This is a genomic window from Streptomyces fulvoviolaceus (assembly GCF_000718165.1).
GTDB lineage: Bacteria > Actinomycetota > Actinomycetes > Streptomycetales > Streptomycetaceae > Streptomyces > Streptomyces fulvoviolaceus.
The window spans coordinates 1-23,414 of record NZ_JOEY01000014.1 but is presented as its reverse complement, the minus strand read 5'-3'; the positions used below and the strand labels follow the sequence as shown (position 1 = coordinate 23,414).

At 69.5% G+C, this 23,414-nt stretch carries 20 protein-coding genes; 10 read left to right on the top strand and 10 right to left on the bottom strand.

Features of this window, described 5'->3' with window-relative positions; all coding sequences use genetic code 11:
* Window positions 1–128: 128 nt before the first annotated feature.
* Both IG08_RS0116350 and IG08_RS0116345 read right to left on the bottom strand, forming a co-directional pair.
* Complete coding sequence (locus IG08_RS0116350) at window positions 129–785, bottom strand: hypothetical protein (protein ID WP_030602001.1); 657 nt, start codon at window positions 783–785, stop codon at window positions 129–131.
* A 34-nt stretch (window positions 786–819) separates the two neighbouring features.
* Window positions 820–1,464 carry a hypothetical protein gene (locus IG08_RS0116345; RefSeq protein ID WP_158812238.1) on the bottom strand — a complete coding sequence of 215 codons (645 nt, stop codon included), beginning with the start codon at window positions 1,462–1,464 and terminating at the stop codon, window positions 820–822.
* Window positions 1,465–1,605: 141 nt separating this feature from the next.
* Here IG08_RS0116345 and IG08_RS0116340 point away from each other — a divergent pair, with 141 nt between their 5' ends.
* Window positions 1,606–2,022, top strand: a complete 417-nt coding sequence (locus tag IG08_RS0116340; protein ID WP_030601994.1) for a hypothetical protein — start codon at window positions 1,606–1,608, stop codon at window positions 2,020–2,022.
* Window positions 2,023–2,048: 26 nt separating this feature from the next.
* Here IG08_RS0116340 and IG08_RS0116335 read toward each other — a convergent pair whose 3' ends face one another.
* The 6 genes from IG08_RS0116335 to IG08_RS0116310 form a co-directional block, all read right to left on the bottom strand.
* Window positions 2,049–2,354: a hypothetical protein gene (locus IG08_RS0116335; protein WP_030601990.1), complete on the bottom strand. Its 306-nt coding sequence runs from the start codon at window positions 2,352–2,354 to the stop codon at window positions 2,049–2,051.
* A gap of 55 nt (window positions 2,355–2,409) precedes the next feature.
* Window positions 2,410–3,726, bottom strand: a complete 1,317-nt coding sequence (locus IG08_RS0116330) for an SUKH-4 family immunity protein (RefSeq protein WP_030601987.1) — start codon at window positions 3,724–3,726, stop codon at window positions 2,410–2,412.
* A 50-nt stretch (window positions 3,727–3,776) separates the two neighbouring features.
* A complete protein-coding gene (locus IG08_RS0116325) occupies window positions 3,777–5,780 on the bottom strand; it encodes a hypothetical protein (RefSeq protein WP_043454438.1) in 2,004 nt (667 codons plus the stop codon).
* Window positions 5,781–5,860: 80 nt separating this feature from the next.
* Window positions 5,861–6,154 carry a DUF397 domain-containing protein gene (locus IG08_RS0116320; RefSeq protein WP_030601984.1) on the bottom strand — a complete coding sequence of 98 codons (294 nt, stop codon included), beginning with the start codon at window positions 6,152–6,154 and terminating at the stop codon, window positions 5,861–5,863.
* An 86-nt stretch (window positions 6,155–6,240) separates the two neighbouring features.
* Window positions 6,241–6,615, bottom strand: a complete 375-nt coding sequence (locus IG08_RS0116315) for a hypothetical protein (RefSeq protein WP_052424735.1) — start codon at window positions 6,613–6,615, stop codon at window positions 6,241–6,243.
* Between the two features lie 141 nt (window positions 6,616–6,756).
* Window positions 6,757–10,701, bottom strand: a complete 3,945-nt coding sequence (locus IG08_RS0116310; RefSeq protein WP_030601980.1) for a type VII secretion protein EccC — start codon at window positions 10,699–10,701, stop codon at window positions 6,757–6,759.
* Between the two features lie 278 nt (window positions 10,702–10,979).
* Here IG08_RS0116310 and eccD point away from each other — a divergent pair, with 278 nt between their 5' ends.
* From eccD to IG08_RS0116280, 6 genes are all read left to right on the top strand, one after another.
* Window positions 10,980–12,437: a type VII secretion integral membrane protein EccD gene (gene eccD / locus IG08_RS0116305; protein ID WP_030601978.1), complete on the top strand. Its 1,458-nt coding sequence runs from the start codon at window positions 10,980–10,982 to the stop codon at window positions 12,435–12,437.
* A gap of 365 nt (window positions 12,438–12,802) precedes the next feature.
* Window positions 12,803–13,090, top strand: a complete 288-nt coding sequence (gene rpsO, locus IG08_RS0116300; RefSeq protein WP_019064787.1) for a 30S ribosomal protein S15 — start codon at window positions 12,803–12,805, stop codon at window positions 13,088–13,090.
* A 303-nt stretch (window positions 13,091–13,393) separates the two neighbouring features.
* Window positions 13,394–15,610 carry a polyribonucleotide nucleotidyltransferase gene (locus tag IG08_RS0116295; protein WP_030601972.1) on the top strand — a complete coding sequence of 739 codons (2,217 nt, stop codon included), beginning with the start codon at window positions 13,394–13,396 and terminating at the stop codon, window positions 15,608–15,610.
* Window positions 15,607–16,986 (top strand): M16 family metallopeptidase, encoded by a 1,380-nt coding sequence (locus tag IG08_RS0116290; RefSeq protein WP_030601970.1) that lies wholly within the window; start codon window positions 15,607–15,609, stop codon window positions 16,984–16,986. Before IG08_RS0116295 ends, IG08_RS0116290 begins: the two co-directional genes overlap by 4 nt.
* Window positions 16,987–17,026: 40 nt before the next feature.
* Window positions 17,027–17,779, top strand: a complete 753-nt coding sequence (gene dapB / locus IG08_RS0116285) for a 4-hydroxy-tetrahydrodipicolinate reductase (RefSeq protein WP_030601968.1) — start codon at window positions 17,027–17,029, stop codon at window positions 17,777–17,779.
* A complete protein-coding gene (locus IG08_RS0116280; RefSeq protein WP_030601965.1) occupies window positions 17,779–18,231 on the top strand; it encodes a tetratricopeptide repeat protein in 453 nt (150 codons plus the stop codon). The genes dapB and IG08_RS0116280 overlap by 1 nt, the downstream gene beginning before the upstream one ends.
* A 65-nt stretch (window positions 18,232–18,296) precedes the next feature.
* On the opposite strand, the gene IG08_RS0116275 is transcribed toward IG08_RS0116280, so the two are convergent.
* Entirely contained in the window at window positions 18,297–18,851 is a 555-nt protein-coding gene (locus tag IG08_RS0116275) for a hypothetical protein (RefSeq protein WP_030601962.1), read from the bottom strand.
* 90 nt (window positions 18,852–18,941) lie between these two features.
* Window positions 18,942–19,181, bottom strand: a complete 240-nt coding sequence (locus IG08_RS0116270; RefSeq protein WP_030601959.1) for a hypothetical protein — start codon at window positions 19,179–19,181, stop codon at window positions 18,942–18,944.
* Between the two features lie 224 nt (window positions 19,182–19,405).
* On the opposite strand from IG08_RS0116270, the gene thyX reads away from it, so the two are divergent.
* The 3 genes from thyX to IG08_RS0116255 all read left to right on the top strand — a co-directional run bounded on the left by thyX (window position 19,406) and on the right by IG08_RS0116255 (window position 23,096).
* Window positions 19,406–20,146 carry an FAD-dependent thymidylate synthase gene (gene thyX / locus IG08_RS0116265; protein ID WP_030601955.1) on the top strand — a complete coding sequence of 247 codons (741 nt, stop codon included), beginning with the start codon at window positions 19,406–19,408 and terminating at the stop codon, window positions 20,144–20,146.
* Between the two features lie 211 nt (window positions 20,147–20,357).
* Window positions 20,358–21,257 (top strand): 4-hydroxy-tetrahydrodipicolinate synthase, encoded by a 900-nt coding sequence (gene dapA, locus IG08_RS0116260; protein ID WP_030601952.1) that lies wholly within the window; start codon window positions 20,358–20,360, stop codon window positions 21,255–21,257.
* Window positions 21,258–21,410: 153 nt separating this feature from the next.
* Window positions 21,411–23,096, top strand: a complete 1,686-nt coding sequence (locus tag IG08_RS0116255; protein WP_030601949.1) for a ribonuclease J — start codon at window positions 21,411–21,413, stop codon at window positions 23,094–23,096.
* The last annotated feature ends 318 nt before the right edge of the window (window positions 23,097–23,414 follow it).

Here is a 23,414-nt window from a genome sequence, read left to right as displayed (position 1 = left end):
GGTCAAGGGAATCCCGTAGGAGTACAGCCGTTCGCAAAGTTTACGGAATCACGCCCGGGTAACTTCAGGGGCTTGCTGTCACAAATCCGTTGCAGGTCCCCACGGTTGCCTCGGGGCGCGTGAACCGTTCATGGCGTACGGCCACGGGTGCGCTCCCGGTGTCCCCTGACGTCCGGCCGGCCGATGTGGCCGGTCGGACGCTCGGACTCTCCCAGCCAGAGCTGTGGGACCTGGCTGTGAACCGCCGTGACCACTTGCTGCTGTTGGGCGGAGGGGAAAGGCAGGCGGTAGCGCAGCCGGGAAAGCCCGGGCTGCGGCGGCTCCTCGTCGCGGACCAGGGTCCACAGGGCCGGATCGTCCCGGTCCACGGGGCCGTTGGGGAACATCTCCAGGGAGTAGACCTTCTGGCTGCGGCCGAACCTGCTCCAGTGGAGGGCGACTCCGGCGAGGCTCTGCCAGGGGATGACGTGCTGAAGCTTCCCGCTGTCGATCCACAGACCCGTGCCGTCGACGAGGATCCTGTTGCTTCGGTTGGCCCAGTGACCGACGAAGAGGAACACGCCGAGGACACCCAGCGCCACCATGAACGCCAGGCCCGCGAACCCCGCGACACCGGACTCCCCCTTCTGGTTCCCGGTAGCAACCACGACACCGCCCGAGACGCCGGCAGCACCGATCACGATCAGGAGCACGGAGCAGGGAAGCCCGGTCATGGCGCCGCGGCGGCCTGTGGGGACGACCGTGGCGTCCGGTGCGGGGGAGGAGGACGTATGCGCTGGCGACATGGTGCGTGAGCCTAGCGAATGCGCGCTCACACGCTCAGACGAAGTAGCTGACCAGGAACGACACCCCGGCCCCGAGCAGCCCCACCCCGAGCATCCCGAGCAGGACCGGCCGCGTCACTCCCCGCCCCGCCGCCTCCCACGCCGCGTCGTACGAGACCCGGCTCTGCCCGAACGGCGCGAAACCGGTGGCGAGGCAGAAGACGCCGAGGCCGGTGAGGACCCAGCCGCCGAAGAAAGCGGCGAAGAAGCGCCAGCCCCGGGGCTCGTCGGCCCGGACGTAGTCGCCGTCCGCGGAGGTGTCCGTCGTGGGCGCCTCGGCCTGCTGCACCGACAGTTCGGTGCCCTGCGTGTACCTGGAGCGCACCTGGACCGCCGCGCCGGCGTCCGTACTCTTGCCGTCCTCGGACACGAACGTGCCCGCGCAACGGACGTTGAGCCGCTTCTTACGGCTGTTGCGCGAGGCGTTGACCGCGGAGTTCACCTCGCACTGCTTCACCGTCAGAGTGCCGTGCGTGCCGGCCCATCCCACCGCGTACGCACCCTGGTACGCGCCCCATCCGCTCATGACGAGGCCGGCGAGAAGAAAGACCAGGCCACCCGCGCGTCCGAGGCGGCCGAAGGCTCGGCCGACGAGACCAGCGGCGGAACGGTCGGTTCCAGTGCCTTGCGCAGGGGCCATGACGATGGGGTCCTTGTCTACTTCGGCGACTTCTTCGGCGACTTCTTCGGACAGTCGGACAATGGGTGCCAGCATCGCATCCGTACGTGACGGGGGATACTGCGGGTGTCCGAGAGGCGAGGGGCAGCGAGGAGAGGCCACATGACCAGGCAACCCGAGAACTCACCGAACCCGGACGGCTCTTCACCGGACCGCGGCGTACTGGACGAAGCGCTCGAACCGGGACAGATACGTTCGCTGAACTCGGCCCTGCGCAAGCTGTCCGAGAACGACGCCGTCGGCAAGGGCATGGAGGACGCGGCGAAGCGGCTGCTCTCCGGCCGCCTGGCCCTCCGCGACGCACTGGACGACCCCGCGGTGGCACGCGCCCTGGGAAGCGGCGGCATGGCCTCCCTGCGGGGTCAGTGGGACGCGCTCCCCGAGGAGGAGCGCGACCGGATCAGGCACGAGGAGGAGGGGACCGGCGAAAACCCCGGCCAGAAGCGGCCGGAGGGCGGGACCCCGAGGTCCGGCACGCAGAGCCAAGGGCGGCACGGCGGAGGATTCTCGCTGTACTGAGTACGGCCCACGCCGCACTCGTCACGTCACGCCTGGCGCTGCTTCCGATACAGCGCGATCGCCGTCTCGGTCGGGTAGTTGGGGACGGTGACGGTCTCTCCCGTCTCCTTGGAGACCACGATCTTGCTGCCGCCCGGCGGAGCGGGCTGAGGCCGGCCGGCGGTATCGGTGACCGGCGGGAACACCGCGTACACCAGGTACCCGATGTCGAACTCCTCGACGCGCAGCTCCGCGGGGCTGCCGTCCGGCAACTTCGGCTGCGCGTACCGGTCGCGCACGATGTCGAGGGCCTGCTCCGAGGTGGTCGGCGGTGCCGGGTTCTCCGAAGTCACGGGTCAGCTCTCCCTGTTCTCTGTCTTCTCGGTGGGGATCTTCAGAGGGCCGGGGTCAGAACAACCCGTGCCACATCTGCTCGACGATCAGCGACCACCAGGTGTCCTCGTGCGCCAGCGCGGAGGCGTCCACAGCCACCAACTGCTCCTGCAACGCCGCCACTTCGGCACCCGCCGCGACCGGGTCGAGGCCCCGCGTCCGCCGCCGTGTCGTGGCGAGCAGCGCCAGCGAGCGGGCGAAGGCGGCCGCCGAGACGTTGACGTAGCGGGCCGCGGCGGTCACCGGGTCGACGGCCCAGACCGCGCCGAGGCCGTCCGGCTCCGTCGTACCGGGCAGGTACTGCACCGCGATGACCGCGACCCCGTCGAAGCCGATCCGGACCAGATGCGCCAGGACACCGATCTTCTCTTCACCGGCCGGGCTGCGGCGTTCGCGCAGATTCGTGGACACGTCGGTGAACAGGCCGCCGGCCGGAGGGGCGTCGGGCCGGTCGGCGGTGAAGAAGAGGGGAAGGTGGTCGGGGAGCCCCGCCCAGGTGAGCGTGGACCCGGTGGCCTCGGGCAGCGCGCTGCCGGCGATGTCGTCGGCGTCGTGGCGTCGTACGCCGTCCTCGCCGAAGACCTCGACGAGGTGGCGGCCGAGAGCCACGTCACGCATCGGCTCCGCGGGCGTCACGTGAGTGGGTACGGGGCTGCGGTGCGGGCGGGGCGGCGGCTCCTGGCCGGCGATCCGGTTCAGCATGTCGACCTGCTCGACCAGCGCCGCGATGCCTTCCGCGCGCTCCTCGGGACGGGCTCCGTAGGTCTGCGAGCAGGAGAGCCGGACGTTGGGGAAGGTGTTGAGAAGCTCGGCGGTGTACCCGCCGGGCAGCAGGCTGGGACGCAGGTCGGTGTGGACGGCGATGACATTGCCGACGGGTACGTTCATCCGCTGCAGCTCGGCCCACGCCTGGTACTCGGCGGGGGGCAGGCCCGGGCCGGAGTTGCGGAAGAGGGTGGTCTCCTCGCCATTGGCCGGGTCGGTGTAGGTGAAGACGGCGGTGTTGCCGGGCCCGGTGACCGGACGGCCACCGTCCGAAGAGTCCTCGCCGCCGTGCTTCTGCCGGTACATCCGTACGACCTCGTCGACCGGCACCGACGGCCAGACCGTCAGCTCGCCGGTACGGCGGTCCACGACCCCGCACGCGTCGCCGACCCCGGCAGGCGGCCGGCGCTCCCCGGTGACCGGGTCGCTCTCGGACGCCGAGGGCGCGGCCCACACGACCCAGCCCAGGTCGAACTCCTGCATCCGCACCTCGCGGCGCGGCTGCGCCGACCCTTCCGGGTTGAGCCAACGGTCGGCGAGAGCGAGCGCCTGCTCCTGGCTGGTCACGGGGAGGCTCCTTCGGGATGGCTGGTCGAACGGGTGGGAACGGGGTGGTGCTACGAGGCTATCGTCGGGTCCGTCGGGTCCGCCGGGCGGATCCGGAGGGCCTTCACCCCGCGCTCGGTGGCGAGGAGGAGGATGCCGTCGGGGGAGAGGTCGGCGGCGGTGAAGGGCGTGGCGGAGATCAGCGCGGCCACGACCTCCTCGCTTGCCCGGTCCCAGACACGCAGGTAGTCGGCGCCGCGGCTCAGGCCCAGCGGGGCGGCGGTCCGCTCCTCCTCGGAGGGGCGCAGGATCAGCGCGGGGTCGGCGTCGCCGAGATCATCCGTTCCTACGAGGCCGTGGACGAGCACCGCGGAACCGGACGCCTCGCCGACCGGGTGTGCGCCAGGCGTGTCCGCGGGCACGACGAGAACGGCGACCGGGACGGCCGGCCCCTCGGACCGGGGCAGGCTGCCGACGGTCACGTCACTGACCCCGGCAACGGGCAGGCTCCACAGGGTCTGCCAGGGCAGCTCGAGGCCCAGTCGGCGGTGCAGGGCGTCCGCGTGGTCGGGCAGGCCGTCCTCGACGAACGCGGTCTCCAGGAGGGCGGCGCGCAGCACGGCGGGTGCCTGGGTGCGGGTCAGCAGGGGGGCCGTACGCAGATAGGTACGGGCCGGTGCGCCGAGTTCCCCGGGCGGGACGGCCTCGATGGCGGCGCGCAGCGGCACCGGGTCGGCGTGTACGAACAGCCCCGGGTCCGTGAGGAGTTGGGGCAGCAGACCGGCTTCCAGGGTGTGGCCCGCGATGTGGTCGCGTACGTACGGGTCGGCCTTGCTCCAGTCCTGTTCCGGTACGGCCTCCAGCAGTGCCATCGCGATCTGGGTCTGGGCGGCGCGGACGCTGGGCAGCCCGGCGCGGATCTCCTCGGCGATGGCCGGGTGCAGCAGCCGCAGCAGCGTGCGCGCACCGCCCTCCGGCCCGGTCCTCTGCTCCTCGGCTTGTACCGAAAGCCCGCTCTCCCGCTCCTCGGCCTGTACCGAAGGCCCGCTCTCCTCCTCCACGGGCTGCACGAAAGGCCCGACGAGCAGCATTCCGCCCGCGAAGGCCTCGCCCATGTCCCGCCCGGCGACCGCGCTCGCCAGCCGCGCCCACAGCTGGACCGGTATGCCCTCGGCCTCGGCCAGGGCGAGCGGTGCGAGGAGCAGCCGTAGCGTCTGCGGCTCGAAGCCGAGCCGTCCGGCGTGCAGGTCGAGGGCCTCGCCCACGGACGTCGGCAACCGGCTCTCGTCGGCCGGGTCGAAGCCCTCCGGAGCCATCAGGACGCAGTTGACGGCGAGCTGGACCACCAGCGGGCTGGTCCCGGCCCGCCGGCCGATCGCCGCTCCCAGCGCGAGGCGGGTGGCCGGATCGACGGTGTACGGCAGCTCGGGCGCCCCGAACTCCGGGTCCAGCGCCGCCTGGGCGTGCAGCACCAGGCCCTCGGGGTCCGCCCACTCCGGTTCGTCGAGATCGATGATCTGCACGGTGCCGGCCGGCAGACCCGCGGCCAGCTCGGCGGCCAGGGGGCGCGGCAGCTCGGCGAGGAGCCGGACCGTCCCGGTGGCAGCCAGGGGAGCGAGTACCTCCCGTACGAGCCGCGCGGGCTCGCCCGCACCCCGCACCGGACCGGCGCGGTCGACGTCCGGTACCACGACGGTCACCGGCTCCTCGACCGCGGCCAGCTCGGCGTACACGCCCTCGACGCCGGTGGCGTTCAGCTCGTAGTGGTCGGCGAGAAGCCACAGCACCTGGGCCGCGGTCAATCCGGCGGGGGTCGGCACCGCCGGGGCCGGCAGCTCCGGCGGAACGGTCGAGGGATCCATCTCCTCCACCGGCAGCCGCTTGCGGAATTCGGGTTCGCACAGCATCAGGAACCCGGTGAGCAGCCGCGAACGCCCGCTGCCGGAAGCGCCGGTGAGCGCCACCACTCGCGGAACACCGGGCACGGCCCCGCGCCACGCGGCGAGCGCGCGCAGCGCGGCGGCCCGGCCGCCTATGTGGGGGTGCGGTGCGTAGTCCTCGGTCGAGCCGGTCATGGGTCCCCGTCCTCCGCCGTCGCGGACACCTTCGCGTACGACCCTGATCTTAGAGGGGGCGGACTCGGCCCCGTCCTGCCCTACTCGGCCGACACCCCACCATTGTGCGGCGCGGGCTCCAGGTCGAACTCCCCGTCCCGGGCCCCGAGTACGAACGCCCGCCACTCCGCCTCGGTGTACCGCAGTACGGTGCCGGGATCGAGGGACGAGCGCATGGCCACGGCGCCCTCGGGCAGGTACGCGATCTCGACCCGCTCCTCGTGCTCCTCGGTACCCGGCGCGCTGTGCCACTCGGCACCCGAGATGTCGAGGGCGTAGAGCTCGTCCCGCTCCCGCTCCTTGCGTGCCTTGATCTCATCCGGGGTCTCGGTCATACCGCGGGGCCTCTTCCTGACACGTGAACGAAGTACGCGGCTCACCCTACTTGCGGGCCGCCGCACTCCGCCGCGGATCAGGCGTTTTACGCCTTGCTGAAGCCCTGCGTCACTCCGGGCGGCAGCGTCACCTGGCCGTCGTACTCCGAGGTCGCCGCATTCCAGATGTCGAGTTCGTTGGCCTCGTTCTGCTCGTGGGCCACGCCCATCTTGGTGAAGGCGATCCCTATCCCCGCCAGCCGCTCCGCGAGGCTGCCCATCGACTGGTACATGCCGTCGCGCAGACCTTCGTAGGCGACGCCGAACTTCTCACCGATGTCGTCGTCACCCCACGGCGGGGTGTCGCCCTTCTCCAGCGCGGTCAGCCCGTTCTGCAAGGTGTTCACGGCCTTGGCGAAGTCCTGGCCGACCGTGAACATGTTGTAGCCCTCGTCCTTGAGGACCTTCGGATCGGAATCCATGTAGTCCGACGGCACAACTGCCCCCCGTTGCTCGTCTTTTCCCCTGCAACTCCACTGCAACGCCACCATAGCGGTGGCCACTGACAACGCAGAAGGGCGGCACCCACATGGGTACCGCCCCTCCACAGACTCCCGTGACCGCTAGAACCGCGAGGGAAGCCATCCGGTCTGGACGAGCTGCCCACCGCGCCGCCGGGTGTGGAAGTACCCACGCCCGGGCGGCAGTTGCGACGGAGTGATGTTGCCGAGCAGCGCACCCTCCGAGCGCTCGCCGGAGAGCACGATGCCCTGGGCACCGAGCTCGCGCATCCGCTGCATCACCGGCTCGTACAGCGACCGGCTCGCACCACCCGAGGCGCGCGCGATGATGACGCGCAGGCCGACGTCACGGGCGAAGGGCAGGTACTCCAGGAGCGGGGCCAGCGGGTTCATGCCGGTCGCCACCAGGTCGTAGTCGTCGATGATGACGAACGCGTCCGGGCTGTTGTACCAGCTGCGGTTGCGCAGCTGCTCGGGCGTGACGTCCGGGCCCGGCATCCGGCGGCTGAGCGAACCGGCGAGGCCCTCCAGCGTCTCCGACAGGGCGGGCGCCGAGGCGCAGTACCGCGACAGGTGCGTCTCGGGCACACCCTGCAGGTGGGCGCGCCGGTAGTCACCCATCACGATCTTCGCCTGGTCCGGCGTGTAGCGCTCGGTGATCTGCTTGACGAGCAGCCGCAGGATCGCGGACTTACCGGACTCGCTCTCACCGAACACGATGAAGTGCGGGTCCGTCTCGAAGTCGACGAAGACCGGCGCGAGCGACGACTCGTCGATACCGATGGCCACACCGCGGTCCGGGTGCTCGAAGCCCTTGGGCAGCCGGTCCGACTGGAGCATCTTGGGCAGCAGCCGCACGGCCGGGGCGTGGCCGCCCTGCCAGTTCTCGTTGATGCCGCCGACGAGGATCGACGTCGCCTCCGACAGGTCGTCCGTCTCCGAGGAGCCGTCGACCCGCGGCAGCGCGGTCATGAAGTGCAGCTTGTCCTGCGTCAGACCGCGACCCGGCACACTCGCCGGGACGTTCTGCGCGACCTTGCGGTCGATCTCCGACTCGGTCGGGTCACCGAGCCTGAGCTCGATGCGGTTCTGCAGCATGTCCTTGAGCGCGGGCCGCACTTCGGTGTAGCGGCTCGCGCTCAGGATCACGTGCACACCGAAGCCGAGGCCGCGCGTCGCGATCTCCGTGACGGTGGACTCGAGCAGTTCGTAGTCCGTCTTGAAGGTGGCCCAGCCGTCGATGACGAGGAAGACGTCGCCCCAGGCCTGGTCGGGCAGATGCCCGGCCGCCCTGCGCTGCCGGAACGTCTGGATCGAGTCGACGTTGTTGGTACGGAAGTACTCCTCGCGCGCGTTGAGGATCCCCTCGACCTCGCTGACCGTACGGCGCACCTTCTCGGCGTCGAGACGGTTGGCGACCCCGCCGACGTGCGCCAGGTCCTCCATCGAGATCAGCGAGCCGCCACCGAAGTCCAGGCAGTAGAACTGCACTTCGGAGGGGGTGTGGGTGAGGGCGAACGACGAGATGAGCGTGCGCAGCAGCGTCGACTTGCCGGACTGCGGACCACCGACGAACAGACCGTGGCCCGCACCGCCCGCGAAGTCCCGGTACAGCACGTCGCGCCGCTGCTCGAACGGCTTGTCCACCAGGCCGACCGGCACGTTGAGCCGGCCGAGCGCCGTGTAGTCGGGCGCGGTGAGGCCGCGCTCCGGGGTGACGGCGAGCTGGGGGAGGAGCTGCTCCAGCGAGGGCGCCTCCTCGAGCGGGGGCAGCCACACCTGGTGGGCGGGCGGTCCCTGGTTGACCATCCTGCCGACGATGACGTCGAGCACGGTGTCGGCCAGCGCGTCGTCCACCCGGTTGTCGGGCTCCGGCTCCTCGACCACGGGCTGCGGGGGCAGCGCCACGTGCTCCGCGGTGAAGAGCGCCGGCCGCAGCTGGGTCGAGCGGTGCACCCGGGACGGGCCCTCGCCGTGGTACGGCCCCGACACGTACGCGGCCTTGAAGCGGACCATGGTGTCGGTGTCGTACCGCAGATAACCCGAACCGGGGATCGACGGCAGGTGGTAGGCGTCCGGGACACCGATCGCCGTACGGGACTCGGCCGCGGAGAAGGTACGCAGACCGATCCGGTACGACAGGTACGTGTCCAGGCCGCGCAGCTTGCCCTCCTCCAGGCGCTGCGACGCCAGCAGCAGGTGCACACCCAGCGAACGGCCGATACGGCCGATCTGGATGAACATGTCGATGAAGTCCGGCTTGGCGGTGAGGAGTTCGGAGAACTCGTCGAGCACGATGACCAGCGAGGCCATCGGCTCGAGCGCGGCGCCCGCCGCCCGGGCCTTCTCGTAGTCGTGCAGGTTGGCGTAGTTGCCGGCCGTGCGCAGCAGCTCCTGACGGCGCTGCGTCTCACCCATGATCGAGTCACGCATGCGGTCGACGAGGGTGAGGTCGTCCGCGAGGTTGGTGATCACGGCCGCGGTGTGCGGCATGTCCGCCATACCGGCGAAGGTCGCACCGCCCTTGAAGTCCGCGAGGATGAAGTTCAGCGTCTCCGAGGAGTGCGTCACCGCGAGACCGAGCACCAGCGTGCGCAGCACCTCGGACTTGCCGGAGCCGGTCGCGCCGACGCACAGGCCGTGCGGGCCCATGCCCTCCTGCGAGGCCTCCTTGAGGTCGAGCATGACCGGCTCGCCGCTCTCGCCGACACCGATCGGCACCCGCAGCCGCTCGTGCAGCGTGCGCGGACGCCAGGTGCGGGAGACGTCGACCGTGCCCGCGTCGCCGATGCCCATGAGATCCGTGAAGTCCAGGTTGGACAGGAGGGGTTCGCCCTCCTCCGCGGTGCCGACCCGGAAGGGGGCGAGCTGCCGCGCCAGGGACTCGGCCTGCGCCGTGTTCAGTACGTCGGGCCTGCCGGTGTACGCCGACTCGTGGCCGACGAACAGCCGCATCCGGTCCGGCTTCACATAGGCCGTCAGACCCGCGCGCAGGTCCTCCTCCAGCTCACCGGGGGCGATCTCCAGGAAGGTCACGCCCTGGAGCCCGTCGGAGCTGGCGAGCTCGGAGTCCGGCGGCACGGTGCCGCCGTCGAGCACCACGATCAGATGCGGCTGGTCGTAGACGGGGTTCGCGTCCCGGTTCCAGCGGGGCCTGTCGTCCAGCTGGTCCGCCAGCGCCTCCTCCAGCTCCCCGAGGTCGTCGAACAGGAGCCGGGTCGAACCCGCTCCGTCCTTGGCCTTCGGGTGCTGGCTGTGCGGCAGCCACTTGATCCAGTCCCACTCCGCCGCCGCGGAGGGGTGCGCCACCACGGCGATCACCAGATCCTCGGGCGAATGCAGCGTCGCCAACTGGGACAGCGCCGCACGGGCGTTGCCGTAGACCGAGTCGGTCTCCCCACAGATCGTCATGTGGTAGAAGGCGCGCAGCGACACGGAGACCGGCAGGTCGCTCAGACTGCCGTGCGCGTCGAGGAAGGCCTTCATCGCCGCAGCGGTCAGCGGCTCCAGCTCCTCCTTGGGCGCCGTCTCCGGCGCGACGAGCGGGGTGTTCAGCTGCTGCACACCGCGACCGATCCGTACGGAGGCGAAGTCCGCGTCGGTCGGGCGCCGCTCCCACAGCCGCTTGCCGTCGGCCGCCACGGCCCACAGCTGCTCCGGGTCGGGATGCTGGAAGAGCTGGCTCTGCCGCTGCAGTTCAGCGGTCTTCTGTACGTCCTTGCGGACCTGTTCGAGGTAGCGGAAGTAGTCACGCCGGTCCTGCGCCATCCCCGCGCCGCCGCCCTGCCGGGCCTTGGCGAACTGGGCGATGGCCATGGCCAGGGTCGACGCCAGCATCAGCCCGCCGACCACCCTCATATAGGCGGGCAGGCTGGGCATGAAGAAGAAGCCGACCGAACCCAGCATGCCCATCATGGGCAGCAGGTTCATCAGCATGCTCTCGTCGCCCTCGCGGGGGATCTCGGGCGGCGTCTCGAGTTTGACCTCGCCGTCCGGGACAACCGGGGGCACTATCCGCGGTGGCCGTTTGATGATGACGACGCTCACCGAATGCACTCATCCTTCGCGATCGATACGTACTGGCACCGACGCCCCCGTGTACCGCTGTGCCGAGATGTGTTCTCGTTCGCGTAGGCGTCGTTCGCGTAGGCGTCGATCCTACTGATACGCGCGGGGCCCCAGGGAGCCAGGCGCATGGAGATGCGGAGCAGGTCCTGGGAGGAATGAGGGAGGCAGGGCCTACGCCGGGTGCAGCAACGGATATGGTGGCGCTCCGCGTCGTACGAGCGGCGCGAGGAAGCCTTGTCTAGCAGGGGGAACACCAGGTGAGCACGGGGACTTCGACAGGTTTCTGCCGAATCACCATCGCAGCGCCGGACAGCCGAGTCGATGTCGCGCTGCCCGAGGACCTGCCGATCCAGGACCTCTTTCCCGAGATCGTCAGACTCTCGGGTCTGGTCCAGTCGGACACCAGTCCCTCCGGCTACCACCTGGTGAGCCGCGAGGGCCAGGTGCTCGACGCGAGCCGTTCGCTGCTCGAGCACCGGGTCAGGGACGGCGAGGTGCTGCTGCTGCGCACCTTCGCCGACTCGCTGCCGCCGGCCGTGCACGACGACGTGGTGGACGCGATCGCCGCCGCGGTCAAGCAGGACGTCCGCAGCTGGAACGACAACCTGATGCGGGTGGCCGGTCTCGTCTCCGGCGCGCTGCTGCTGATCATGCTCGGCTTCGTCTTCTGGTTCGCCGACCCGGTACGACACGACATGAACGGCCTCCAGGGCATCCTCGCCGGAGTCACCGCGCTGGCCCTGACGGCACTCGCCGGTATCCGGGCCCGGGTGTACGACGACCGCGGTTCCGCCGTCGCGCTCGGCGTCTCGGCGCTGCCGCACGCGCTCATCGCGGGCTCCGGCGTCATCGCGCAGGACGCGGGTGAGGGCCCCGGCAGGATCCAGTTCCTCGTCGGCTGCGTGGCCGTACTGCTCTGCTCCGTCGTGCTGATCATGCTGCTGCCGCAGGGAGACGCCCCGTTCGTGGCCGCCGCGCTGGCCGCCGGGATCGGCACGCTCGCCGTGTTCTGCGGTGTGCTCACCGAGGCGGCGCCGCGGGAGATCGCCGCAGGCACCTCGGTCGTCGCCCTGGCGGTCGTCGGCTTCCTGCCCGGCTGGTCGGCCCGCTTCGCCAAGCTGCCGATCGGTTTCCGCAACCCGGAGGACCTGGCCAGGGCACGTCGTGACGGTCAGGACGGCGACCTCGAGGCCGTCGACGTCCAGCGCATCGTCGCCCAGACGAGCCGGGGCCACGAACTGCTGCTCGGCCTGGTGGGCGGCTGTGCCGTCGTCATCGTCGGCGCGGGCGGCGCGGTGCTCGGCTTCAGCGACAGCGGCTGGGCCCAGCTGCTGGCCCTCGCCACCGGCCTCGCCGCGATGCTGCGGGCGCGACTGTTCCGGTACACCGCCCAGGTCACCTGCCTGTTCGTGGCCGGTGTCGTCACCCTCGGTCTGCTGATCCTCGGCCTCGCGCTCTCGCCGCCGGTCGACATCGTCATGGAGCTGCTCCAGGGCAACTCCGGCCCCGTCGACGTACGCACCCTGTGGCTCGGCGCCTCGGTCGGCGCCGGCGTGCTGCTGCTGATCGCGATCGCCCTCATCGTGCCGCAGAAGGGACTGTCCCCCTTCTGGGGCCGCATGCTGGACCTCGCGGACTCGCTGGTACTGCTCTCCCTGATCCCGATCTGCCTGGCCGTCCTCGACGTCTACGGCAAGGTCCGCGGCGGCATCTAGGGCCTGTCCGGCGGGTCAGGCCGGCTGCAAGAAGCGGCGCCTGTCAGGCAAGCCGAGCGGGGTCTGGTGTGTGCCGCTGCAAGGCGGACACGTCTTTAACGTCTTTAAGGCAGTGGGGGAGTGCGTGCCAGGGCCCGCGACGCCGGCATGATCCGCCGGACAGGCGCTAGCGGCGACGGACCGCCTGTCAAGGGCGCGCTCGTGTGCTGGTACGCTGTGTGACGGCCGTTTGTGTACGCACCCCCGGAGCTCACCGCTCTGGAGGCCGCGCCCAGCGGATCCCCGCCTCCCGAGTAACGGAAGCTCCCCCGAGACACAGACCGGGGGCACTCGGTGGCCACTCATCAAGACTACGAGGAGTACGCGTGTCGCTCGACGCCGCTACGAAGAAGCAGCTCATCAGCGAGTTCGGCCAGAAGGAGGGCGACACCGGCTCCCCCGAGGTCCAGGTCGCCATGCTCTCGCGTCGGATCTCGGACCTGACCGAGCACCTCAAGACGCACAAGCACGACCACCACTCCCGCCGTGGTCTGCTGATCCTGGTCGGTCAGCGCCGTCGCCTGCTGCAGTACCTGGCGAAGAAGGACATCCAGCGCTTCCGTGCGCTGGTCGACCGCCTGGGCATCCGCCGCGGTGCGGCGGGCGCCAAGTAAGACGCCGTGAAGGGGAGCGGTTCCCGTGACGACATCGGGACCGCTCCCCTTTGCCGTGCGTGCGGAAACGTGCGGAGTGTCACTCACGCTTTGTAGTGTGGTAGCACAACGCAATACGCACGACACAGCACGACAAAGAAAAGGAGAGGCGCGCCTCGCCGCCGCCGGTCCTCGGTAGTGGCCCCCGGGGAATGAAGCCCCGGGTGCTTCGATCGAAGACCGGCCCGCACCAGACGGAGCGCTTCTCCGCAAGCGTCCCCCTGCCACACGGGCAGGAGGGACGAAGACGAGGAGAAAACGCTAGTGGAGAACGAGACCCACTACGCCGAGGCCGTTATCGACAACGGTTCCTTCGGCACCCGCACCATCCGCTTCGAGACGGGCCGCCTGGCCAAGCAGGCCGCCGGCTCCGCCGTGGCGTACCTGGACGACGACACCATGGTGCTGTCGGCCACCACCGCCTCCAAGAACCCCAAGGACCAGCTCGACTTCTTCCCCCTCACGGTGGACGTCGAGGAGCGGATGTACGCCGCCGGCAAGATCCCCGGCAGCTTCTTCCGCCGTGAGGGCCGTCCCTCCGAGGACGCCATCCTCACCTGCCGTCTGATCGACCGCCCGCTGCGCCCGTCCTTCAAGAAGGGCCTGCGCAACGAGATCCAGGTCGTCGCCACGATCATGGCGCTCAACCCCGACCACCTGTACGACGTCGTGGCGATCAACGCCGCCTCCGCGTCCACGCAGCTGGCCGGTCTGCCCTTCTCCGGCCCGATCGGCGGCGTCCGCGTCGCGCTGATCAACGGCCAGTGGGTCGCGTTCCCGACGCACACCGAGCTCGAGGACGCCGTCTTCGACATGGTCGTCGCCGGTCGCGTCCTGGAGGACGGCGACGTCGCGATCATGATGGTCGAGGCCGAGGCCACCGACAAGACCATCCAGCTGGTCAAGGGCGGCGCCGAGGCGCCGACCGAGGAGGTCGTCGCCTCCGGTCTGGACGCCGCGAAGCCCTTCATCAAGGTGCTCTGCAAGGCCCAGGCCGACCTCGCCTCGAAGGCCGCGAAGCCGACCGGCGAGTTCCCGGTCTTCCTCGACTACCAGGACGACGTCCTGGAGGCGCTGGCCGCCGCGGTCAAGCCGGAGCTCGCCTCCGCGCTGACCATCGCGGGCAAGCAGGAGCGCGAGGCCGAGCTGGACCGCGTCAAGGGTCTGGCCGCCGAGAAGCTCCTGCCGGAGTTCGAGGGCCGCGAGAAGGAGATCTCCGCCGCGTACCGCTCGCTGACCAAGTCCCTGGTCCGCGAGCGCGTCATCAAGGAGAAGAAGCGGATCGACGGCCGCGGGCTGACGGACATCCGTACGCTCGCCGCCGAGGTCGAGGCCATCCCGCGCGTGCACGGTTCGGCGCTGTTCGAGCGTGGCGAGACCCAGATCCTGGGCGTCACCACCCTGAACATGCTCCGGATGGAGCAGCAGCTGGACACCCTTTCCCCGGTGACCCGCAAGCGCTACATGCACAACTACAACTTCCCGCCGTACTCCGTCGGCGAGACCGGCCGCGTCGGCTCCCCGAAGCGCCGCGAGATCGGCCACGGCGCTCTCGCCGAGCGCGCCATCGTGCCGGTCCTGCCGACGCGCGAGGAGTTCCCCTACGCGATCCGTCAGGTGTCCGAGGCCCTCGGCTCCAACGGCTCGACGTCCATGGGCTCGGTCTGCGCCTCCACCATGTCGCTGCTGAACGCCGGTGTGCCCCTCAAGGCCCCCGTCGCCGGTATCGCCATGGGCCTGATCTCCCAGGAGATCAACGGCGAGACGCACTACGTCGCCCTCACCGACATCCTCGGTGCGGAGGACGCCTTCGGCGACATGGACTTCAAGGTCGCCGGCACCAAGGAGTTCGTGACCGCTCTCCAGCTCGACACCAAGCTGGACGGCATCCCGGCCTCCGTCCTGGCCGCGGCCCTCAAGCAGGCCCGTGACGCCCGCCTCCACATCCTCGACGTGATGATGGAAGCGATCGACACGCCGGACGAGATGTCCCCGAACGCCCCGCGGATCATCACGGTCAAGATCCCCGTGGACAAGATCGGTGAGGTCATCGGCCCGAAGGGCAAGATGATCAACCAGATCCAGGAGGACACCGGCGCCGAGATCACGATCGAGGACGACGGCACCATCTACATCGGTGCCCAGGTCGGCTCGCAGGCCGAGGCCGCCCGCGCCACGATCAACTCGATCGCCAACCCGACCATGCCGGAGGTCGGCGAGCGCTACCTGGGTACGGTCGTCAAGACCACCACCTTCGGTGCGTTCGTGTCGCTGCTCCCGGGCAAGGACGGTCTGCTGCACATCTCGCAGATCCGCAAGCTCGCCGGCGGCAAGCGCGTGGAGAACGTCGAGGACGTGGTGGCCGTCGGCGCCAAGGTCCAGGTCGAGATCGCCGAGATCGACTCCCGCGGCAAGCTCTCCCTGATCCCGGTCATCGAGGGCGAAGAGAACGATGAGAAGAAGGACGACACCGACAAGTGACGTCGAGTAGCTCCAAGGCGACGGCCCGCACCTCTTCGGAGGCGCGGGCCGTCGCCCGTACCCAAACCCTCATCAAGGGCACGAACGGCATCGGAGTCGTCCGCAAGACCACCCTCCCGGGCGGCCTGCGCATCGTCACCGAGACCCTGCCCTCGGTCCGCTCGGCGACCTTCGGCATCTGGGCCCACGTCGGCTCCCGCGACGAGACCCCGGCTCTGAACGGCGCCACGCACTACCTGGAGCACCTGCTCTTCAAGGGCACTTCGAGGCGCAGCGCGCTGGACATCTCCTCCGCCATCGACGCGGTCGGCGGCGAGATGAACGCGTTCACGGCCAAGGAGTACACGTGCTACTACGCGCGCGTGCTCGACACCGACCTCCCCCTTGCGATCGACGTCGTCTGCGACATGTTGACGGGCTCCCTCATCCTCGAAGAGGACGTCAACGTCGAGCGCGGCGCGATCCTCGAAGAGATCGCGATGACCGAGGACGACCCGGGCGACGGTGTGCACGACCTGTTCGCGCACACCATGTTCGGCGACAACCCCCTCGGCCGCCCGGTCCTCGGCACGGTCGACACCGTCAACGCCCTCACCGCCGACCGCATCCGCCGTTTCTACAAGAAGCACTACGACCCGACCCACCTCGTGGTCGCGGCCGCCGGCAACATCGACCACAACGCGGTCGTACGACAGGTTCGTGCCGCCTTCGAGAAGGCGGGCGCCTTCAAGAGCCCCGAGGCCACGCCCATCGCACCCCGCGACGGCCGACGCAGCCTCCGCACCTCGGGCCGCGTGGAGCTGATCGGCCGCAAGACCGAGCAGGCCCATGTCGTCCTCGGCATGCCGGGCCTGCCGCGCACGGACGAGCGCCGCTGGGCGCTGGGGGTCCTCAACACGGCCCTCGGCGGCGGCATGTCCTCCCGCCTCTTCCAGGAGGTCCGCGAGAAGCGCGGCCTGGCCTACAGCGTCTACTCCTACACCTCGGGCTTCGCCGACTGCGGCCTGTTCGGTGTGTACGCGGGCTGCAGGCCGTCGCAGGTGCACGATGTGCTGAAGATCTGCCGCGACGAACTCGACCAGGTCGCCGAACACGGCCTCTCGGACGACGAGATCGGCCGCGCCATCGGCCAGCTCCGTGGCTCCACGGTCCTGGGACTCGAGGACACGGGCGCGCTCATGAACCGCATCGGCAAGAGCGAGCTGTGCTGGGGCGAGCAGATGTCCGTGGACGACATGCTGACCACGATTGCGGCGGTCACCCCGGACGACGTCCGCTCGGTCGCCCGCGACATCCTGGGACAGCGGCCCTCGCTGTCGGTCATCGGCCCGCTCAAGGACAAGCAGGCTGCCCGTCTGCACGAGGCCGTCGCTTAGTTCCGTCCGTCTTCGGTAAGCGTCTGTAAGGAAGCAAGAGATGAGCAAGCTGCGTGTGGCGGTCCTCGGTGCCAAGGGCCGGATCGGTTCCGAGGCGGTACGAGCCGTGGAGGCCGCCGAGGACATGGAGCTGGTGGCCGCCCTGGGCCGGGGCGACAAGCTGGAGAAACTGGCCGAGACCGGCGCCCAGGTCGTCGTCGAACTGACCACGCCGGCCTCGGTGATGGACAACCTCGAGTACTGCGTCGGCCATGGCATCCACGCGGTCGTCGGCACGACCGGCTGGACCGACGAGCGCCTCGCGCAGCTGAACGGCTGGCTCGCCGCGTCCCCGGAGACGGGCGTCCTCATCGCGCCCAACTTCTCCATCGGCGCCGTCCTGACCATGAAGTTCGCGCAGATCGCCGCGCCCTACTTCGAGTCGGTCGAGGTCATCGAGCTGCACCACCCGAAGAAGGTGGACGCCCCCAGCGGTACGGCCACGCGCACGGCCCAACTCATCGCCGAGGCCCGGGCGAAGGCGGGCTCGGCCCCGGCTCCGGACGCCACGGAGACGGCCCTGGACGGCGCGCGCGGTGCCAGCGTCGACGGGATCCCGGTGCACGCGATCCGCCTGCGCGGCCTGCTGGCCCACCAGGAGGTCCTGCTGGGCGGCGAGGGCGAGACCCTCACGGTCCGCCACGACTCGCTGCACCACAGCAGCTTCATGCCGGGCATCCTGTTGGGCGCTCGCCGTGTGGTCACGACCCCGGGCCTGACCTTCGGCCTGGAACACTTCCTGGACCTGGGCTGATGCGCGCCAAGCTCACCTACGCCGTCACAGCTGCCGTCCTGGTCGTCTACTTCGTCCTGGTCGGCAGCCGCGGCGTCATGCTCATCCAGTCCGGCACGCTCCTGACCGTCACCTTCGGGGTCGCGGTGCTGATCCTGCCGGTCATCGGACTGTGGTTCCTCTGGAAGAACACCCAGTTCGTCCGCAGGGCCAACGCCCTCGCCGCCGAACTGGACGCCGAAGGCGGCCTGCCCGTCGACGAGTTGAAGCGCACCCCCGGCGGCCGCATCGACCGCGACTCGGCCGACGAGGTCTTCGCCAAGCGCAAGGCTGAGACGGAAGCGACCCCTGACGACTGGCGCAGCTGGTTCCGCCTCGCCGTCGCCTACCACGACGCCCGCGACACCCCACGCGCCCGCAAGGCGATGCAGCAGGCGATAGCCCTGCACGACGGCAGAACGATCGAAGCCTGAGACCCACGCCGAAGGGGCCGGCCCGCACGTGCTGCGGACCGGCCCCTTCGCGTCGTCTTCGGGCGTCAGCCCCCTCGGTACTCCTCCGCCCACGCCTCGACCGCGTCCGCCGCCCTGTCGAAGGAACCGGCACGCGCCAGGAAGTCCGCGTTGTGCGTGGTCAGCAGCGGCGTCACGTCCTGTGCCGGACGATCCCTGCGTACGAGGCTCAGCGCCTGCCCCTGGACAGTGCGCGGCAGCCCGAGCCAGCGCACCGGCTGCTGCACCGTCCGCACGGCGACGACCCGTTCCCAGGACACCGTGCGGGTGAAGAAGAAGCTCACCTGGCGCACTCCGTGGGCACTCACCCACACGCCCATGCGCAGCAGCCGCAGCGCGCCGACGATGACGGCCGCCGCGATGCCGAGAACGACACCGCCCTCGGACAGTGAGCCCGTCAGCGCGATGATGACCGCCGCGAACAGTACGTACGACGCGAGCAGCAGCAGGATCGCCGCCACACCCACCCGCCACGGACCGGGCCGGTAGGGGCGCCGCCAGTGGTCGCGGTCGTCGAACGGCAGCGCGACGTCGTCCGCCGCCTCGAATGCGCGGTCGGCCGTCAGGAAGGGCAGGGGCACGGCTGGTCCTCACTCAATCCATGCTTGGGCTGTGCCCGGTGAGGCTATCCGCCGGTGTCCCCGCGAGCCACCCTAGGGGGTCCGGATGAGTCAGTGTCCCTGGGAGGCCTGGGACTCCTGTGTCTGCGAGGGCGACTGATCCTGTGACAGCGCGGGCATCCCGATGACCAGGGAACCCACGAGCCCGGCGACGATGGTGAGGCCCAGGAGCCAGTTCCCGGCCATCTGGCCGACGGACGCACGCTCACGGGGCGGGGCAGTGACATTACTGCGGAACCTGTCGGCTTCGGCGACAAAGGCGAACGGTACGGGCTCGCGCCGACGCAACATAGGGGGTGCTTCTCCCTTCGGAGACCCGGAGATCCGGATCCCGGTATCGAACGAATCGCTGTTGTCTGTACAGACGAGCGAACGCCCCAAAAGGTGCCCGGTTTCCCCGAATTCGCAGAAGTTCGCCGAACTATGTCGCGTCCCGGTACCGAACGCCCCGTTGTCAGTGCCGGGCCGTAGAGTGGGCGCCGCCCGAGAGAAGTGATGGAAGGACCCTCCGAGCCGTGACCGACACCCCTGCCGACGACCTCAAGCCCAGTTTCCGCAGCGACGTCACCGTCGAACTGGTCAAGCACACCGCGTCCGACGCCGACGTGCTCTTCGCCGCCCGCGTCTCGACCGTCGGCGAGCAGTCCCTGGAGGAGCTGGGCAAGGACCCGGAGCGCTCCAAGGGACTGATCAACTACCTGATGCGGGACCGGCACGGCAGCCCCTTCGAACACAACTCGATGACCTTCTTCATCAGCGCCCCGATCTTCGTCTTCCGCGAGTTCATGCGACACCGCGTGGGCTGGTCGTACAACGAGGAGTCCGGCCGCTACCGGGAGCTCCAGCCCGTCTTCTACGTTCCCGGCGCCGACCGCAAGCTCGTCCAGCAGGGTCGCCCCGGCAAGTACGTCTTCGTCGAGGGCACCGAGGCCCAGCAGGAGCTGGTCAGCGGCACGATGGAGGACTCCTACCGCCGGGCGTACGAGGCCTACCAGGAGATGCTCGCCGCCGGCGTCGCCCGCGAGGTCGCCCGCGCCGTCCTCCCCGTCGGCCTGTTCTCCTCGATGTACGCCACGTGCAACGCCCGCTCGCTGATGCACTTCCTCGGCCTGCGCACCCAGCACGAGCTCGCGAAGGTCCCGTCCTTCCCGCAGCGGGAGATCGAGATGGTCGGCGAGAAGATGGAAGCCGAGTGGGCGGGGCTCATGCCGCTCACGTACGCGGCCTTCAATGCGAACGGCCGTGTGGCGCCGTAGCGCACTCGTTTTCCCCGACAGAGCACAGATGTACGGATCGGCCGCACGAAGTGTCCGTATTGCGGCATTTGGAGAAGTTCATCTAGCCTGATCAAACGGACCCGGCACTGCTTGAACCCCCGAGCAGGCAGTGCCGGGCTCCACCTTTGTCATGACTTTCCCCGCCCCCCGAGGGCAGACCCCGCCTTGAGCAGCGAGTAGCGTGTTACCCATGGCTCCGACCTCCACTCCGCAGACCCCCTTCGGGAGGGTCCTCACCGCCATGGTCACGCCCTTCACGGCGGACGGCGCACTCGACCTCGACGGCGCGCAGCGGCTCGCCACCCACCTGGTGGACGCAGGCAACGACGGCCTGGTCATCAACGGCACCACCGGCGAGTCGCCCACCACCAGTGACGCGGAGAAAACGGACCTGGTACGAGCCGTACTGGAGGCGGTCGACGACCGTGCCCACGTCGTCGCAGGCGTCGGCACGAACGACACCCACCACAGCATCGAGCTGGCCCGCGCGGCGGAGAAGGCCGGCGCGCACGGCCTCCTCATCGTCACGCCGTACTACAACAAGCCCCCGCAGGAGGGCCTGTACCGCCACTTCACGGCGATCGCCGACGCCGCCGAGCTGCCGGTCATGCTCTACGACATCCCCGGCCGCAGTGGCGTCCCGATCAACACCGAGACGCTCGTCCGCCTCGCCGAGCACCCGCGGATCGTCGCCAACAAGGACGCAAAGGGCGACCTCGGCCGCGCCAGCTGGGCCATCGCGCGCTCCGGCCTTGCCTGGTACTCCGGCGACGACATGCTGAACCTACCGCTGCTCTCCGTGGGCGCGGTCGGCTTCGTCTCGGTCGTCGGCCACGTGGTCACCCCGGAGCTGCGCGCCCTGGTCGAGGCGTACACGACCGGCGACGTGCAGAAGGCCACCGAGATCCACCAGAAGCTGCTCCCGGTCTACACGGGCATGTTCCGCACCCAGGGCGTCATGACGACGAAGGCCGCGCTCGCCCTCCAGGGCCTGCCCGCCGGCCCGCTGCGCGCCCCGATGGTCGAGCTCGCGCCCGAGGAGATCGAGCAGCTCAAGATCGATCTTGCCGCAGGCGGGGTACAGCTCTAGCACCAGACTTCGCGCGCCCCGACGCGCAGACGGACTTCACAACTGAATACGCAGGCCACCGGTGCCTGCATCCACAACGACAACTGCTTCTGCACGAACGTCATGCGCGCCACGTGCCCACCGGTACGTGGCGCGTGTGGTGAGGAGAGTCTTTTGAGTCATCCGCATCCTGAACTGGCCCCGCCCCCGCCGCTCCCCGAAGGTGGCCTACGGGTCACCCCACTCGGCGGTCTCGGTGAGATCGGCCGAAACATGACGGTCTTCGAATACGGCGGCCGCCTACTGATCGTCGACTGCGGCGTCCTCTTCCCCGAGGAGGAGCAGCCCGGAATCGACCTGATCCTGCCGGACTTCACGTCCATCCGGGACCGCCTCGACGACATCGAGGGCATCGTCCTCACGCACGGCCACGAGGACCACATCGGCGCCGTCCCCTACCTCCTGCGGGAGAAGCCGGACATCCCGCTGATCGGCTCCAAGCTGACCCTCGCCTTCATCGAGGCGAAGCTCCAGGAGCACCGCATCCGCCCGTACACCCTTGAGGTGGTGGAGGGGAACCGCGAGCGCATCGGTCCCTTCGACTGCGAGTTCGTCGCGGTCAACCACTCCATCCCGGACGCCCTCGCGGTCGCCATCCGCACCCCTGCGGGCATGGTGGTGCACACAGGCGACTTCAAGATGGACCAGCTCCCATTGGACGGCCGTCTCACGGATCTACACGCGTTCGCACGACTGAGCGAGGAGGGCATCGACCTCCTTCTCTCGGACTCCACGAACGCCGAGGTCCCGGGCTTCGTTGCGCCCGAACGCGACATCTCGAACGTGCTGCGCCAGGTCTTCGGCAGCGCCAACAAGCGGATCATCGTGGCCAGCTTCGCCAGCCACATCCATCGCATCCAGCAGATCCTGGACGCGGCGCACGAGTACGGCCGCAGGGTCGCCTTCGTCGGCCGCTCGATGGTCCGCAACATGGGCATCGCCCGGGACCTGGGCTATCTGAAGGTCCCGCCGGGCCTGGTGGTGGACGTCAAGACCCTCGACGACCTCCCGGACCACGAGATCGTGCTGGTCTGCACGGGCTCCCAGGGCGAACCGATGGCGGCCCTGTCCCGCATGGCCAACCGGGACCACCAGATCCGCATCGTCCAGGGCGACACGGTGATCCTGGCGTCGTCCCTGATCCCCGGCAACGAGAACGCGGTCTACCGGGTCATCAACGGTCTCACCCGCTGGGGCGCGAACGTCGTCCACAAGGGCAACGCCAAGGTGCACGTCTCGGGCCACGCGTCCGCGGGCGAGCTCCTGTACTTCTACAACATCTGCCGGCCCAAGAACCTGATGCCGGTGCACGGAGAGTGGCGCCACCTGCGGGCCAACGCCGAGCTGGGCGCGATGACGGGCGTCCCGCACGACCGCATCGTCATCGCCGAGGACGGCGTCGTCGTCGACCTCGTCGAGGGCAAGGCCAAGATCTCCGGCAAGGTCCAGGCGGGTTACGTGTACGTCGACGGCCTCTCGGTCGGCGATGTGGGCGAGCCGGCTCTGAAGGACCGCAAGATCCTCGGCGACGAGGGCATCATCTCGGTCTTCGTGGTCGTCGACTCGTCGACCGGGAAGATCACGGGTGGCCCGCACATCCAGGCCCGCGGCTCCGGCATCGAGGACTCGGCCTTCAGCGCTGTGATGCCGAAGATCGCGGAGGTGCTGGAGCGCTCGGCCCAGGACGGCGTCGTGGAGCCCCACCAGCTGCAGCAACTGATCCGCCGGACGCTGGGCAAGTGGGTCTCGGACACCTACCGCCGCAGGCCGATGATCCTCCCTGTCGTCGTGGAGGTTTGACGGTCCGTCGGACACTCGTCCGCGTGAACCAGGAGCGGGGCGCCTCGATTTGCATCGAGGCGCCCCGCTCCAGTAGGTTTACGGCTCCACCTGAACGGGAACCCGGCCCGCCTTGCGCGTCGGATCCAGTCCCCGAGGGGGTGGGAATTCCGACTCAGAACCTCTGATAAAGTCGGAACCGCCGGAAAGGGAAACGCGGAAGCGGGAACCTGGAAAGCACCGAGGAAATCGGATCGGAAAAGGATCTGATAGAGTCGGAAACGCAAGACCGAAGGGAAGCGCCCGGAGGAAAGCCACGAGAGATTCTCTCGGGTGAGT

Coding starts and splice junctions, on each gene's coding strand:
- IG08_RS0116325 (WP_043454438.1), bottom strand. CDS start 5,780: ATGACCGGCTCGACCGAGGACTACGCACCGCACCCCCACATAGGCGGC.
- dapA (WP_030601952.1), top strand. CDS start 20,358: ATGGCTCCGACCTCCACTCCGCAGACCCCCTTCGGGAGGGTCCTCACC.
- IG08_RS0116345 (WP_158812238.1), bottom strand. CDS start 1,464: ATGGCCCCTGCGCAAGGCACTGGAACCGACCGTTCCGCCGCTGGTCTC.
- IG08_RS0116350 (WP_030602001.1), bottom strand. CDS start 785: ATGTCGCCAGCGCATACGTCCTCCTCCCCCGCACCGGACGCCACGGTC.
- IG08_RS0116280 (WP_030601965.1), top strand. CDS start 17,779: ATGCGCGCCAAGCTCACCTACGCCGTCACAGCTGCCGTCCTGGTCGTC.
- IG08_RS0116270 (WP_030601959.1), bottom strand. CDS start 19,181: ATGTTGCGTCGGCGCGAGCCCGTACCGTTCGCCTTTGTCGCCGAAGCC.
- IG08_RS0116340 (WP_030601994.1), top strand. CDS start 1,606: ATGACCAGGCAACCCGAGAACTCACCGAACCCGGACGGCTCTTCACCG.
- IG08_RS0116315 (WP_052424735.1), bottom strand. CDS start 6,615: ATGGATTCCGATCCGAAGGTCCTCAAGGACGAGGGCTACAACATGTTC.
- IG08_RS0116320 (WP_030601984.1), bottom strand. CDS start 6,154: ATGACCGAGACCCCGGATGAGATCAAGGCACGCAAGGAGCGGGAGCGG.
- dapB (WP_030601968.1), top strand. CDS start 17,027: ATGAGCAAGCTGCGTGTGGCGGTCCTCGGTGCCAAGGGCCGGATCGGT.